Genomic DNA, 14,654 nt, shown 5'->3' with positions numbered 1-14,654 from the left:
GTGCGTCAGAAGTCCCACTGCATGTGGTTGGGGACGATATAGGGAACCCCCCACTGCTGCGCCCGGGCCCCGTTGGCCCGCGAACCGTCGGCGATCTCCAGGGCTTTGCCGCTGTGGAAGTTGTAGATCATCGTCCGCCGGTGACTGGCGTACGGGAAGTCCCAGATCTGGGAGGCGACGTTGGCGCACGTCCACTGCTGTGCGCGAGCGCCGTCGGCCCGCGAGAAGTCCGCGATCTCCAGACACTTGCCGCTCTCGACGTTGATCAGACGGTAGTTGTGGCGCTCCTGCTGCCACTCGTCGTACCAGACGCCCCTCAGCTCCCACCGCCAGGACTGGTGCCGCACGCCCACGCAGTCCCACTGCTGAGCGCGGGCGCCGTCGGCGTGCGAACCGTCCGGGATCTCCAGGCACTTGCCCGTTCCCACGTTCACCAACCGGCCGACGTGGCCGTCGGGAGGGAAGATCGCGGGCAGTCGACCAGCGGCTGCCGCCGGGCTCGGCTCGGCCGGTTCGGCGGTCGCGGGGGTGACGGCGACCGCGGCGAAGAACGCGGCGCCGGTGAGCACGCGGAGGAAGCGGGACAGCCGCGCACGATGCGACATGGTGACTCCTGGTGACGGCGACAAGATCGGCACGGTGAACGTACTGGTGGGACGAGGCACGGGTCATCGGCCATCCGTGTGAGCCGCGGGCCCCCATGACCTGGGCCTCACAGGTGCGGCACGAGGACGCCCGCGACTCCGGCAGCGACAGCGACCGCCACGGTCAACTGTGTGAGGGACATGCTCGACTCCGACCTCGGTTCGGGAAGGTCCGGGGCCGTCCGCGGGCCCTCGGCCGGCGCCATCTCGTGATGCGTGGGAACGCCGCGGTGCCAGAACAGGCAGATCCTCTTCCATTGGTCCCGCTCCGCCTCCGGACCGGGGCGCCGTTCCTCGCCGAGCACCGCCAGGAGGTCGCCGCGGTGCAGATCGAAGGCCACCCGGACGTGCTGGCCGTAGACCACCGCGGCGTTCAGGGCGCCTCGGTAGGACGCCCAGGCCAGCAGGCCACCGCCCCACAGGCAGATCAACAGCAGGGCTGACGGGCCGCCCTGCACGGCCACGTAGCCGGCGCCGACCACGGCGAAGACGCAGGAGAGGAGGGCACGTACCAGGAGCGCGGACAGCTCCGCCCGCGCGGTCGCCAGCGCTCCGCCCAGCCCTCCCGGGAGCAGCGGGAACAGCCGGGGCCACACGAGCACGGCGTCGATTCCGTAGCGCAGCTGCGGGTACAGCTCCGCGGACGTGAGGATGTTCCCCAGGCGGGTGGGCCTCACCTCGTGCAGTCGTGTCGTCGGCGGGTAGAGGTGGTGCGTCGGTTCACCGGCCTGTCTCAGGAGCCGCAGCCGGTGGCAGCGGCGTCCGATCCGGCCGAGCGACCGATCGGCGATACGGCCCCAGTACCCCTCCGCGCACCGCAGCAGGGCGGTCTGAGCGGAGTCGAGGAACGCGGAGACGAGCAGGACTCCGGCCAGGAAGCCTGCCGCCAGAAGCGCCTTGACCTCGATGGGCTGGGACTTCCAGGCACGCAGCAGGGCGCCGGGGGGCCGCTCTCCGCCGAGCGCCGCGACGACGACCAGCAGGAAGCAGAAGACCAGGCTGGGCAGCAGCGCGACACGGACGAACCGGCGGCCCGCCACCTGGGCGGCTTCGCCCAGCGTCATCGTGAACATCGCTCACCCCGCCCTCATGACCAGCGGATGCGGCCCGTCCTCCGGCCCCGCTCCGGAGCAGACAGGCGGGAAGTCGGGGTCGTAGGCGGTCAGCGTGGTGAGCCGGCCGCAGCGGCAGACGACCCGCGCGACCGGGGTGGCGTAGCTACCGGCGAGCGTGGCGTCCGAAGGCGACGGAGCGTCGCCGCGCAGCGTGCCACGGGCCGACAGAGTGACCAGGTACGCGGAGACGGTGTGCCGTTCCAGCACGCCCAGCGTGCGTCCGCGGTCATGGACCAGCGCACCGTACGGATTGAGAGCCAGCAGGTCGAGACCGTCTCCGGTGCACAACGCCGACATGGTCATCGGTGCGGGCAACAGCACGGCCGGCGGGAGCCCGACGTCCAGGTCCTCGGACCTGCCGAGGGCCGTGGGCCGGCCCTCCGCGTCCACCGTCATGACGTAGCCGTGGTCCGGTGCCGCGTCGGACGCGAGGGTGACGGGAGTCAGGGGTACTTCTTCGAGCGTCATCGCCAGTCTCCTACGAGGGTGAACGGGGCCCAGAAGAACGGGGCGGCGAAAGCGCGCGCCGAGTAGTCGGCGGCGGGCAACCGGCCCTGCTGGAACCGGACCTGGCGCCTCAGGTCGACGAGGGCCTCGCGCTCGCGGGTGCCGTGCGCCGCGTCCGGCAGCAGCCGCGCGATCTCCTCCAGGGCACCTGCCGTGTCACCGGCCCGTAGGCGCAGTCGAGCGAGGTCGTGCCCCAGCCGCGCGGCGAGGGACAGGTTCGCCGGCAGGTCCCTGATCCGCTCGCACTGTGCGAGGGCGTCGCGGAAGCTCATCACGCGTACCTCGCTCCTCGCCGCGGACAGAGCCTTCCCGACGGGGCGGCCGCGACCGAGCTCCCGGTAGAGGGCTGCCATCAGCAGCGCGGTGGACAGGTCGTTGACCGCCCACTGGCTGACGACCACCGCTCTGGCACCGGCGTACAGCAGGGCTCTGGTGAGGCCGATCAGTTCGTTGCCCTTCCGGTGCCGCTGGGCCCCGGTGTCGCAGCCGCTCACGACGACCAGGGAGGCGTCGAGCCGCACGGAGAGGAAGTCCTCGACGGTCAGCCGGCCGTCTGCCAGACGGACCGCCGACCCGGAGGGCTGTGCCCGGTCGACGCCGTAGTGGCAGGCGAGGTGGAGCACGTCGTACCGCTCCGATCCCAGCCTCTCCAGCAGTCGACGGCGGGTCGCGGAACCGCCGGTGTGCACCTCGACCCGGGGCAGCAGGGCGCCGATGAGATGCGCCTCGGCCCGGGCATGCGGCAGGTCGCCGTCGGGATCGGCCAGGATCAGCGCCTGTCGCACCGCGCCTTCCGGGGCCTGGCCGAGCCGGTGCCGCAGCAGGGAGGCGCTGGGCGTGACGCAGAGCGGATTGCGCTCGCCGAGCGGGGTCCCCGCCACCTCCACCGCGTGCAGGGGAAGGTCGTGCAGCGTCCCGTCAGGCACCAGCCACAAGGTCTCTCCGGGGGCGCAGTGGCCTGCCACCGCCCGCATCAACGGCTGCAGCGGCTCCCCCCAACGGTCCGGCCCATCAGGCGCGGGGAGGCTGAGCAGATCCGGGTTCTCGTCCAGCGGCACCGCGAGAAGCGTCGGCGCCGGCCGGTCGGCGCGCACCATCAGCACGAGCATCCGCGAACCGCGGCGGACGAGCTCGCAGAGCACGACGCCCGACGGCAGCACCGCCCGCAGTTCCTCGAAGGTGGCGGGGGCTCCACGCCGGTGCCGGACGTATGCCGCGCCGAGCGGCCCCGATGCCTCCAGTTCCGCCCAGACGGCTTCGCGGGCCGCGCGGTACCGCCGCTCATGGGCGGGATGGATGTCCAGGTGCGCACCGGTCCGCCTTCCCGGGTGCGGGAGGACGCCCTCGTGGACCCGTCCTTCGTCCGTGCCCCGCTCCCGGTCGCGCAACGCCGCCAACCGGCCGGGGAGTTCGGGGGAGACAGCGGAGCCGAACACCTCCAGCAGCAGTCGGGACCGACAGCGTTCGGCCAGCTCGACGGCGTCGGTCGGCTTCAGCTGGGGAGCCTTCCCGTCGACGACGAGCTCGATCAGCCGTGTGCAGGAGGGGGTGAGGTCCAGGTCGACCCGTGTGTCGCCGTCACCGACGCGTTCCCGCATCCGCTCGACGACGTCCGCGACGGCCAGGAGTCCGGCGGAGAGCTCCTCCCAGCGGCGGCCCGTCTCGGCGAGCCGGGAAAGCAGCTGATGGGCGTCCGCCTCGATCGGAAGGTCGCCCAGGGAGCGGGCGGCGTCGACGACCTCCTCGCCGATGGCCCGCGCGGTGGAGGGCGCGCTCCTCTCGCACAGCCGCGCCCGCTGCAGCGCCTGGCGGAGATCATGGGCGGCGGGAAGCTCGTAGCGGTCCAGGACCGTGGTGTACATGCTCCGCCACCGGGCCTGAGCGGGCAGAGCCGGTCCGTGCAGGTCCGCGATGCCGGCGAAGCGCTGCTCGACCAGTCGCACGAACGCGATCTCCTGGTGAAGGTGGCTACCGAACGGCAGCCACGTCGGCAACTCGTCGAAGAGTCCCTTGGCGCACCGCAGGTCGAGCGGCATCATGCGGGCGGCGGCCCGACCGGACTCCCGGTCTCCCGCCGCCGCCTCCAGTACCAGGGCCAGACACGTCACCGCCCTGGGCAGGTTCGGTCGCGTGGTGACCTTCCGCAGCTCGTCCCGGGCCTCCTCCGGCCGTCGCAGGTCGAAGACGAGCACATCGGCGGCGAGGCAGCGAGCGGCGGCCTCGTTGCCGGCGAGCCCAGCGGCGGCGTACAGCTCGGCGGCGGAACGGCGGTTGCGGAGCGCGTAGTCGAACTCGCCGGAGGAACAGCTCACTTCCGCCCGGGCCATCGCGGTCATCGCCGTGACGACGAGCGACGTGCGCAGCAGGTCCCGCCGCCCGACGGGATCCAGGCCGAGGCGCTGGTGACTCAGCCGGCGCAGCGACTCGGCGGCCGCCTCGGCGGCGCTGATCCACGGCTCCCCCTCGGAAGCGGGCACGGCGGTCACGGGCCGCCAGAGCACCGGCACCAGCTCGTATCCCTTGCGGGCGGAGAGCACCTCACGGTGACGCAGCCACAGTTCCCACAGCGCCAGATCGGGCTGGTGCGGCGGGCGTGTCGTCGATGCCCACCACCGCTCCCTGGCGATCGCGGTCAGGCCCAGGGGGAACCGGTCGCGGGCGATCCGCGTCGTCAGGAGGGCGACCGCGGCATCGGCGCGCAGGGCCCAGTCGCCGGTTCGCGCCGCGACGAGGGCGAAGCCGATCTCGAGGACGGTCATGACCGTCGCAGCGGGCAGGAGCACGACCGCGTCAGGCTGGACCACGGCGAGCAGTGCCGGAGTCCAGCCGTAGCAGAACCAGGTCCGGAGGCGCCCTGAGCAGCGTACCCAGCGGGAGGACGCTCCCCGCACCTGCGGCCACGTGCGGTACTCGTCCAGGCAGCCGAGGAGTGTGATCACGGCGGCCGCCACCGCGCACAGGACCACGTCCCCGGCGGAAGCCGTCGCACCGCCCCACGGCAGCAGCACCGCGAGCCCGGTCCCGGTGAGCAGCGACGCGGCCTCGGTGCGAGCCCGCCGGCGCCTCACCGCCCGGCTGATCGCGCGCATGCGGCGTTCGCCGATTCCCGCACGCGCCAGGATGAGCACGGCGAGGAGCAACTGCGGTACGCCGGAGGCCGATCCGTGGTCCGGCCGCACCGATGAGACCACGATCAGGAGCGGGACGGCGGCCGCGGCCATCCGGACCGCGCGCCACCAGCGGTCGTGCAGCTCGGTCGCCTGGGCCTGAATGTCCCCGTAGCGCCGGAACCGGGCCCGGCCGGGCAACCGCATCGCGCACATCCCCCCGCGTGGAAGTAGACCGACGACCAGGCTAGGGGGGCCTCGGCCGCCGGAACCGGCCGCACGAAGGCTGTCACCCGATCGAGGGGACCGCGGGTTCCCTTCTTCCGCGCACCGCCTGTCGGGGGCCGCTGAACGGGGCTCCGACCGGCTCGTTCAGCCCAGGAAGCTCAGCCGTACCTGGCGCCGCGGGTTGTCCTTGTTGGTGTCCGCCAACCTCCGTTAGGACAACCCCGACCCTACCGCCGGCATTCATGCGTTCAACTCCAGGTACAGCCTGGCATCGGACCAACCGACCACGTAGAAGGCGCCCTTGTGAGCCATAAACCCCTTGAGTGTTCTAGGACCTGTCTCATAATTGATCTTGTGGTGGGTCGTGGGTAGCTGACGGATGCGGCGTGGGAGCGGATAGTGCCCCTGCTGCCGGGTGTTGATGATCGTGGGCGGCCGTGGAGGGATCACCGGCAGGTGATCAAACGGGGTGTTGTGGCGGTTGTGGACCGGTGCTCCGTGGCGTGACCTGCCGGAACGCTACGGGCCGTGGCAGACGGCCTATGAACGGTTTGCTCGCCGGGAGGCGGACGACACCTGGGCCCGCCTGCTCGAACAGGTCCAGGTCCGTGACGACTCCGTCGGAGCTGAAGTGGACCGTGTCGGTCGACTCCACGGTCAGCCGAGCTCACCAGCACGCCGCCGGCGCCCGCAAAAGGGGGCAGCGCCGGGGGACGAACTGGAAGATCCGGCACGTCCATCGGTGAAGATGGAGGTTGAGGGGGGCATGCCAGAAGGTCACCCGTCACAGCTGAGGCTGCGCTGCGAAGACGCACCAGATGGGCAGCTTTGCCCCACAGTGCCCGTCCGTCGGCTTTCGCGATCCTCCGACTCGCCATCCTCACGCCTCGTATGCTCCTCTCATGATCAAGCTGATGTACCGCGGAGGGGCGGCCAACCTGCAACTCTTGGCGGAAGAGATCCGGGAATCCCCAGAACTGAGCCAGCATTGCACGGCCGAAGTCACACACCGAGAGACGCAGAGCGATTCACTGCATCACGGGCAGTTGGCGGACATCGTCATCTCGGTAGCGGCAGGAGTTGCTACCAATGGCCTGTACGACGCGATCCGAGCTCTCGTTGACCGAGCCCGTGACCGCGGCTCTGTAGAATCCGTCGATCCAATCGAACACGAGAATGATGAGTAGCTACAGCAGAGAATAGGATTCCCAATGAGCTCTCCGGTCCTGCACAGCACAACTGGCGCTCAATTAAATCTAAGAAGCCACCTCCTATTTCACGACAATATCCGCGACAATCCCAATGATCCAGTCACGTCGCTCATGTCGTGGAACTTGATCCATGCGCACGAGACGAGCCACTGGGCTCGATTCCACGGCTCTACCATTGGCGTGCTTCTCACTTTTCTACGTGCTACCCGGGACTCTCTGGCCGACTATTCGATCCGTAACCTCGACGGTAACGACCGAGCCATTTTCGAGAAGCACCGCAACGATGGAATTCCCCTCTTCGCTTGGAATCGTAAGGCGAGCGCCTATTCACTCGGAAGCGAAATAGCTGACCACTGCCTCACATGGCTGTCCCTGCATCGCACCTACTCAATCCTCCTCGGCTTCGAGCCTCTCAACTGGTCCAAAATAAACCAGGAAGCAATGCAGGACTCGCTAACCCTGGCTTTGCACACGACCTGGAGGCAATGGGCCGGAAGGGGTATGTTGCCTCTGAGGAATGAAGAAAATGCTCACGTGCATAGTTTCGAACCCCTCCTTGGAGGCGACGAGCCGATCACAACGCGACTCCTCCTTGAGTGCGCGGGCCTACTGGACGAGGGCTACCTCTTCCGCGGACCTTATCCAGAAATCATGGATCGAGGACTCCAGAGAATGTGGGACATAAATAGGAGAGGGGAATACGGGAAACCCTACCGCCTCGCAGAGTCCATGGCAGGCCGAAGCCTCTCTCATTCTGAAGTTCTGACTCTTATCGACTTCGCCTTGAACCCTCCAGTACCTGGCCTACACAAGGGCGTACGCACCATTGACTGGCGCGAACTCTACCCGCCATATCGATTCCTCTTCGCGGCGGCAGAAATGGCAGAGCGTCGCGCCTATAGGCATTCAGAGGCAGTCAATACACGGCCCACGATTGACCACGTCAGCGACTTCTTCAGCACGGTCACTCGAGTGAGTGATGTCCGCGTGGGGTCGATCGATTGCCAACTGACGGAGGACTCAGACCTGCGTGACGTCGCGGACCCCAGACGCCCCTTTGCGCGAAGGATGATGGGCATCCCACTCCTCTCAGCCGATCGACTTCACAGAGAGCGACGCGCGGATGTCAGATCAATATCCCACTTCGGCTCCTTGTTGATCGACACTGACGGATATCGCCTGCTGGACGCAGAGGCTCCGGACTACCCATGGTGGTTCTTCCCACCTCTGAAAGTCATCAACGACGGAGTGTACGGCTGGCCTGCCAATCGCCTTACTCTCGACGAGGCCACTGACCTACTCATCGGTTCTGCCATCTCATCGGCATACGACGACGTCGTGAATGGGGTCGGCCCTCTAGCCCGCGATCACCTACCAGCGGCACCATTTCGAAATCCTGATGAAACCGCAGCGCTGAACGACATGGCCCGATATCACCTAGGAGTAAATATCGGATGGACGTAAAGTCCAACGATGTCGTCACAACGACGCACTGCCTGCGTTGAACCTACTCCGCCGCCGAACGGGACATGGGTCCGTCACGACCCTGAGTCGTTTTGACGGTGTCAACATGTAACGCCTCGGACGCCTCGTCGAACAGGGCAGGGCCAGTTCGCGGATGTGAGCACTCCGTCGGCCGCCGGGAGCGTACTGCCCGTCCAGGCGGTGACAGGATGCGGGATCCGGTGTGGTGCGGGGGCCGTTCGGTCCCGCACCACACGTCCCGAGGAGCATCACGTCGTCCCCACCTATCCGCGCAGCCCGCGAGCCAGCCACTGGAGCACCGTCCCGTAGCCACTGAGTTCTTTCAGAGTGGCCACTGATCGAGTGACGCGGGCCGAGTCAGGATGTGGACCGCAACGCACAAGGCTCCCGCGCCGTTGAGGGAGGTGTCGAAGTCTCAACCCATCGGCACAGGAGCCCTGTTGGTTCCCCATCCTGCCGCACTCGACCTGCCTCATGCTCTGGTCGAGTGGGTATCCATGCTCATCGTCACCCGTGAGGGTGACCGGCGCTGCAAGCTGCCGCCCCATCAGCGTGCCCTCGTGGGCCTGGTCTACCTGCGCCGGCACGACACGCTGGCGCAGATCGCCGCAGGCTTCGGCATATCCGTCGGCACCGCCCACGCCTACGTCAAGGCCGTCATCCAGCACCTGTCCGTCCAGGCACCGGGCCTCTTGCGGGTCCTGCGCGAGGACGATCCGGAGTTCGTCCTGCTCGACGGGACGCTGGCCGAGTGCGACCGCGTCGGCGACAGCCGGGCGGACTTCTCCCAGAAGCACCGCCGCCACGGCGTGAACGTGCAGGTCGTAGCGGTTCCCGCGGGCAGGCTGCTGTGGATCTCGCCCACGCTGCCCGGCCGCACCCACGACCTGACCGCGGCCCGCACCCACCGCATCATCCGGATCTGCGAACGCCAGGGCGTCCCCGTCCTCGCCGATCGCGCCTACATCGGCGCCGGCCCCTGGGTGACCACACCAGTCAAACGGCTCCCGAACCGGGACCTAACCACGACCCAACGAACGATCAACCGCGCCCTGTCCGCGGCGCGGGCACCAGTCGAACAACGGGTAGGACGTCGTGGAAGGCGCACTCGTCAGGGTGCAGTAAAAGGTGAACTCGTCTGTTTCGGCGCGGACTCCGTAGTCGGAGCGGACGCTGGACCGGGTCGGCGGCAGGATGCGGGTGCCGCACCACGGGCAGCGGTCGAGAATGAAGACGTCCTCGGGGTGGCTGGCCTCGCGCTGCTCGTCGAAGGCGTCCTTGGCCGCCTGAAACTTGTTCGGGGTGGTGGTGTCGCCGACCCACAGGCCGATGGTAATGGGCTCGCCACCGAGGCCGAGTCCGGGTTCGGTGCGGCGAAGGTGTTCCAGAGCACAGATCGTGGTGGCGGCGCGCTGGAACTGCTGGGTGGTGAGCAGACTGAGGGTGTAGCGGCTGAGCACGGTGGTCCCGCCGCCTTCGCCGCGGATCCGGCGCAGGGCGATGGTGAAGGCGGCCAGGAGCAGATACGCCTCGGTCTTGCCACCACCGGTGGGGAACCAGATCAGATCGGTGGTCTCGCGCTCGCGGTGTCCGGGGTCGGCGACGCCGTCGAGGGCGAGGAGGAAGAAGGCGAGCTGGAAGGGGCGCCAGGTGGCCTCGGGGCAGACGGGCGGGTCGAGGGCCACGGTGTCCGCGCGGTGGCGCCGCTGACCGGCCTGGTCGGGAGCGGAGTGCCGCATCTGCAGCAGCATGGCGCGCTGGGCGATGCGGAAGGCGTCGAGGAGTTCGGGGCGGTCGGGGTCGCACAGGGTGCGCCGGCCTCGATGCGGGTGACCGCTTTGCGTACCCGGTCGAGGATCCCCTCCGCGGCTTCCCGGCCCCATGGCGGCACCTCGACAGAGCGCTGGCCCACGTACCAGGCGTGGTACGCGGCGGCGAACTCGGGAAGCTCCACGCGGAGTTGGTCCCTGCCGACGGCCGGGTCGGCCAGGTGGGAGATGGTGAGCGCGGGGGCGTCGAGCGGGCCGCCGGCCCGGATGGCGGGTACCTCGGCGTGTGGCAGGGCTTCGCAGATGAGGCGTTCAACACCGCCGTCCTCGCCGTGGTCTTCGCGGACCGCGCAGCCGTGGCCGACGGCATGGGTGACGACGTGCCGGTATTGGAGGCGCAGTTCGCGTTCCTCGGGATCGCGGCTGGCGAGCCGGACGCTGGGATAGGGCAGCACGGCGCCATCGGCGGGGCGGACGCTGAGCTGGCACTGGAACAGCATGTCGTCCCAGTCCGGCGCCTTGTCGTCGGCAGGGTCGTGGGGTTTGTCGTTGACCAGGGCCACGGTGATGAGGGTGCCCGCGCCGTAGGAACGGCGGGTCAGCTGGATCTTCGCGCGGCCGTCGAAGACGGGCACCTCCTCCCGGTCGGGGCCGATCGTGTGTGTCTGGACCTGAGGGGGATGCGCTGCCAGCGCCGCCCGCGCCCGGGTTCGTTCCGCTGCGTCTCGTAGCGGGCGGCGGCGCAGCTCACCTCGCCGTCCACGGCATCGGTGTAGAAGCTGATACCGAGGGACGCGGGTAGCCAGCTGTTGGTCTCGGGCACGGGGTCGGGGGCCGGGTCAACGTCGGGGGCGTCCTGCTCGGCACCGGGTGCCTCGGGGTCATCGGCGGCGAGGTCGAGCCAGCGCTGACGGTCCGCCTGTTGCGGGTAGAGCGTGCCCATCAGGTACTGCCGGTCCGGCGGGGCGTCGAGTACCTCGTCGTCACCGCCGGCGGGGCCGACGAGCTGGCGGGTGAGGTAGTCGACCAGCTCCTGGCGCGGGTCCATCTGCGGGTTCCTTGTGCAGCAGGGCCATAGCCCGCTCCTCGACCGAAGCGTCGGCGAGGGGGTCCAAGGCCCGCAGTTCCTCCTCCACTGCCTCGCCGCGCAGTTCGGCCCGCTTGAACGGCGCGAACGGGTCGACTCCCTGCCATGGGCCGGTGCCGAAGTACCCGACCGCGCCGAGGAGCCTGCGATAGAAGTAGCTCTCCGCCCACAAGAACGGGGCGTCGTACCAGGAGTGCCCGAAGTATTCCTTCCCCCAGTCCGCCCAGCGCTCACGATCGTGATCCGCGGCAGCGAGAGGTTCGATGACTCCGTTGGTGGTCTCGTCCAGCAGCGCGTCGGGGCCTCGTGCTGTCGGCGGCCGTACGGGAAGGCATCTCGCACCTGCCGGATGAGGGCAGGGTGGCGCTTGGCCAGCACACCCCAGGCGAACGAGCCGGGCTCGTTGCTCAGGATGACCGGGGCCCCGGTCGCATCGCCCGAGACGCGGGAGGTCTTCTCTGTCATGGTGTCCAAGCCCTTCGCATGTCGATCACGTGGCCGTGGCCCCCAGGGACGTGCTCGTTGTCAGTCCAGCCCGCCGGTGGCTTCGAGATGAGCGAGGAAGGTGGCCACGAGGCGGGGGCGGGGTACGTGGGGGACGAGCGCGTCGGGCAGATCGGCTTCCAGGCCCCACTCCGTGTTGAAGGTGACGCTGCTGCCGTCCGGGACGACGCTCCACAGCCACTTGACGAACTCCGCTGCGGCAAGGGCCGTGCAGTCCTCGACGGCGATGCCTTCCGGGGACAGCTTGGCCATGCCCTCCAGGTCGTCTTCGCCGACCGTGATGCCGAAGTGCATGACGGACCCGCGCACGGGACCTTCGTCCCCCTCGTCGATACGGACGAACGTGTCCGGCTTCCGTTCGCGCAGCCTGGCCTCGATCCTCTCGTAGGTCAGGCCCCACGTGGAACCCTCGCCCGGTCCGAAGACGTACATGGTGCGAAGTTCGGCCAGTTCGGACGCGTCCACGCGCTCGCTCCCTCATCGTGTGCTGCCCTTGGTCAGGGTACGTATCGGGCATAGCCCTTGACGCCGTAGGCCGCCATCATCACGCGCCAGTAGGCCACGGAATCAGCGTTGTTGGTGACCGTCTCCACGCCCCGCATCTCCTTGTTGCGCGGGTCGTTGAGAGCGGCGTTGTACTTCGTGAGCTCCTTGCGGTCCTTGTCGTACAGGAAGTCCTTCTTGCCGGACTGGTGGTTCGCACGGAGTTCGTCGAGCGAGCGGTAGCACGGCTTGTTCGGGTTGTTGACGTACTTGGCCTCGATCGCCATGCCGTCGCGGTCACGGAAGCCGTCGACCATCAGGGTGCTGTTGGCGCTGATGCCGAGCGGGATGGGGACCTCGTACTCGGGGTATCCGGCGACCCGCCTTTGGTAAGCGACCTCGGCGGGCTTCCCGCCGGACACGTCTCCGGCACGCAGCGAGTTCAACCACGTCTGGAAGTTCTGCTGCTCGGGGACGGTGAGGGGCGGGAAGCGCGGGTCCGGCGGCGTCGGCGGAGCCATCGGCTGCATACGGGGTCCGTTCGGCGGCCGGTATCCCACGGGGACCACGAGGGGCACCCGGATCAGCGGCGCGAGGAAGGGCGGCAGGGACGGAAGGGGCAGGAAGCCGCCCGCGTCCGGCTGCGGCATGGGGACCTTGGCCTGTGAGCTGTCGAGCGCCGGCGGGATGTTGCCCAGGCGCGCGATGCGCATGTCGCCGGCGACGAGCTCGTGCAGGCCGCCGTCGTGTCCCTCGCCGCCGAACTGCGGTCGTTCCCAGATGGCGAGCGGCTCTCCGAAGAGAGGGCTTTCCTCGTCCGGGATCCGCTTCAGCGCCGTTTCGATGTGATCCGCGTACGCGTCGCAGGCGTGGGCGATCATCCGGCAGGCGGACGGCAGGTTCGCCATCAGGGTCTCGTCCTCGCCGACCTCGGAGGGAGGCGGGGTCTTGCCGACGAACACGGTGAAGAAGGTCTGGACAGCCGCGGCGGTCTCGCCGAGCTGCTGAGCGGTCGCGGTACGCCAGGCGCTTTCAGAGTCCCAGTAGGCGTCGTCCAGGATGCCCGCCGCCGAACGCCAGGCGTCGGCCGTCTTGCGGAGCTTGTCCCGCTGACCGTGGAAGCGCGAGCTGAGCAGGTACTGGTCGGTCCAGCTGGTCTCGCCGACGACCTCGGGCAGATCCTCGGCGTTGTGGCTGGTGCGCGGATTGCAGTCCGGCCTCGCCGGCTGTGCCCCGATGTCAGGCCCCACGCTCTGGCCGAGCAGGGACGCAGCGATCGCGCTCTCCTGCTTGAGGAAGTCTTCGGTGGCCTTGAGCATGGCGCCCGCACCGTTCGCCATCACCTGGTGAGCGAGGCCGGCTGCCTCGAAGACAGTCTTCACCGCCGGCTTATACACGGCGGCGAAGGCCCGGCCGGCGTTGTCGTCACCCGCCATCCCGCCATGAGCGCTGAGCTCCGTGAACAGCAGACCCAGCATGTCGTAGATCAGGTCCCGCAGCCGCACCATGGACCACGAGGCGTTCACGTAGTTCCCCGCCTTGTGCTGAAGATTCAAGACTCCCCCGCGCCCTCGGCCACCAGGCTGTTCGATGGACCGTACACGTTGGCGACGGGAGGAGCTCCGCCGCACCGGGCACGTGGAGCATCTGTGGCCGATTCCTGCCGGAAGTGGGCTTGACCGCTGCCATGGTGGGAATCCGATGTGCTGTCAAGCTGTCGGAGCTTCGACTCGTTACCGGACCGGGGTGCCCGAGTGCCGACAGCGTCACTCCCGTCGGCCGGGGCCGGCAACGCCGGGGCCAGCACGATCCAGGCGGCCTTGGCACCACGTTCCGTGACGTGGAACCCCCACTGCCCCTGGGCCAGCTCGTTCACGATGCGCAGGCCCCGGCCACGCTCCACGAGCAACCCGCCCGGCTCGGCCGGTTCGGCGTCCGACAGCGACGTGGCACCGCTGTAGAGGCCCGCGGGGAGCAGAGGGTTCCCATCATGGATCTCGCAGATGTACCTCCCGGCGGCCGAGCGGACGTGCACCTCGTAGGGGCCGTACGCGTGCTCGTGCGCGTTCGCCACGAGCTCCGAGACGGCCAGGACGCCGTCACAGACGACGTCCCCGGACAGCCCCAGGTCCTTGAAGACACGTCGCAGGACCACGCGGGCTTCGCCTGTCGGGTTGGGAGTGCGGTCGGTCCAGCGGTACACGAGGCCGAGAGCGGCGGATGGCGCGCTGATCATCGGGCGACGGACCTCCTGTGGGTGACAGCGATGGCCTACTCCCGGGGCTGCGACGTGGTCGCGGAAGTGCGGCCGGTACGCGGCTGAGAGGCATACGGCCGTAGGAAGCACCTGGCTTCGGGCACGGGACCCCGGAAGGATCGTGGCTCAAGCACCGGCCACGAGGCCGGTCGCGAGTCACGCGCTGCTCATGGGCGTTTATGAGCGCAGGGGGTGCGAGCGGGCGACAGGGCGCCCCAGCGAGACCGCCGACCCGCCGCCGGCCTTCGCCTCCGCCC

The 14,654-nt window shown here is 68.9% G+C and carries 11 protein-coding genes and 3 pseudogenes; 4 read left to right on the top strand and 10 right to left on the bottom strand.

Annotated elements, in window-relative coordinates; all coding sequences use genetic code 11:
- Window positions 1–5 precede the first annotated feature (5 nt).
- The 4 genes from IF73_RS0122600 to IF73_RS0122585 all read right to left on the bottom strand — a co-directional run bounded on the left by IF73_RS0122600 (window position 6) and on the right by IF73_RS0122585 (window position 5,580).
- Window positions 6–605 carry an RICIN domain-containing protein gene (locus tag IF73_RS0122600; RefSeq protein WP_031010976.1) on the bottom strand — a complete coding sequence of 200 codons (600 nt, stop codon included), beginning with the start codon at window positions 603–605 and terminating at the stop codon, window positions 6–8.
- 107 nt (window positions 606–712) lie between these two features.
- Window positions 713–1,717 (bottom strand): hypothetical protein, encoded by a 1,005-nt coding sequence (locus tag IF73_RS0122595; protein WP_031010974.1) that lies wholly within the window; start codon window positions 1,715–1,717, stop codon window positions 713–715.
- Between the two features lie 3 nt (window positions 1,718–1,720).
- Entirely contained in the window at window positions 1,721–2,227 is a 507-nt protein-coding gene (locus tag IF73_RS0122590) for a hypothetical protein (RefSeq protein ID WP_031010971.1), read from the bottom strand.
- Complete coding sequence (locus IF73_RS0122585; RefSeq protein ID WP_031010969.1) at window positions 2,224–5,580, bottom strand: CHAT domain-containing protein; 3,357 nt, start codon at window positions 5,578–5,580, stop codon at window positions 2,224–2,226. The genes IF73_RS0122590 and IF73_RS0122585 overlap by 4 nt, the downstream gene beginning before the upstream one ends.
- Window positions 5,581–5,973: 393 nt before the next feature.
- Between IF73_RS0122585 and IF73_RS41140 the strand changes: the two are divergent.
- The 4 genes and pseudogenes from IF73_RS41140 to IF73_RS39730 form a co-directional block, all read left to right on the top strand.
- Window positions 5,974–6,344: pseudogene (locus IF73_RS41140) on the top strand (IS5 family transposase); the annotation flags it as partial.
- Between the two features lie 159 nt (window positions 6,345–6,503).
- The gene (locus IF73_RS41560; protein WP_199806706.1) at window positions 6,504–6,788 is read left to right on the top strand and encodes a hypothetical protein; all 285 of its coding nucleotides are present in this window, start codon (window positions 6,504–6,506) and stop codon (window positions 6,786–6,788) included.
- A 204-nt stretch (window positions 6,789–6,992) separates the two neighbouring features.
- Window positions 6,993–8,276, top strand: a complete 1,284-nt coding sequence (locus IF73_RS41135; RefSeq protein WP_158822106.1) for a hypothetical protein — start codon at window positions 6,993–6,995, stop codon at window positions 8,274–8,276.
- A 461-nt stretch (window positions 8,277–8,737) separates the two neighbouring features.
- Window positions 8,738–9,391 (top strand): annotated as a pseudogene (locus IF73_RS39730) (transposase family protein); the annotation flags it as partial.
- Here IF73_RS39730 and IF73_RS42165 read toward each other — a convergent pair.
- The 6 genes and pseudogenes from IF73_RS42165 to IF73_RS38815 all read right to left on the bottom strand — a co-directional run bounded on the left by IF73_RS42165 (window position 9,317) and on the right by IF73_RS38815 (window position 14,376).
- Window positions 9,317–10,036 (bottom strand): hypothetical protein, encoded by a 720-nt coding sequence (locus IF73_RS42165; protein ID WP_234338317.1) that lies wholly within the window; start codon window positions 10,034–10,036, stop codon window positions 9,317–9,319. The pseudogene IF73_RS39730 and the gene IF73_RS42165 overlap by 75 nt on opposite strands.
- A 628-nt stretch (window positions 10,037–10,664) precedes the next feature.
- Window positions 10,665–11,114, bottom strand: coding sequence for a hypothetical protein (locus tag IF73_RS42160; protein ID WP_234338313.1), 450 nt, complete (start codon window positions 11,112–11,114; stop codon window positions 10,665–10,667).
- A gap of 13 nt (window positions 11,115–11,127) precedes the next feature.
- Window positions 11,128–11,618, bottom strand: a pseudogene (locus tag IF73_RS39725) (hypothetical protein); the annotation flags it as partial.
- A gap of 60 nt (window positions 11,619–11,678) precedes the next feature.
- On the bottom strand, window positions 11,679–12,122 hold the full coding sequence (locus IF73_RS0122570; protein ID WP_031010965.1) for a hypothetical protein: 444 nt from the start codon (window positions 12,120–12,122) through the stop codon (window positions 11,679–11,681).
- 32 nt (window positions 12,123–12,154) lie between these two features.
- Entirely contained in the window at window positions 12,155–13,696 is a 1,542-nt protein-coding gene (locus IF73_RS42155) for a restriction endonuclease fold toxin-2 domain-containing protein (protein ID WP_234338312.1), read from the bottom strand.
- A complete protein-coding gene (locus IF73_RS38815) occupies window positions 13,693–14,376 on the bottom strand; it encodes an ATP-binding protein (protein ID WP_051717158.1) in 684 nt (227 codons plus the stop codon). Before IF73_RS38815 ends, IF73_RS42155 begins: the two co-directional genes overlap by 4 nt.
- Window positions 14,377–14,654 lie beyond the last annotated feature (278 nt).

This window comes from Streptomyces sp. NRRL F-5727 (assembly GCF_000719555.1).
In the GTDB taxonomy this organism is placed as follows: Bacteria; Actinomycetota; Actinomycetes; order Streptomycetales; family Streptomycetaceae; genus Streptomyces.
This window is presented reverse-complemented; position numbering and strand designations above follow the sequence as displayed.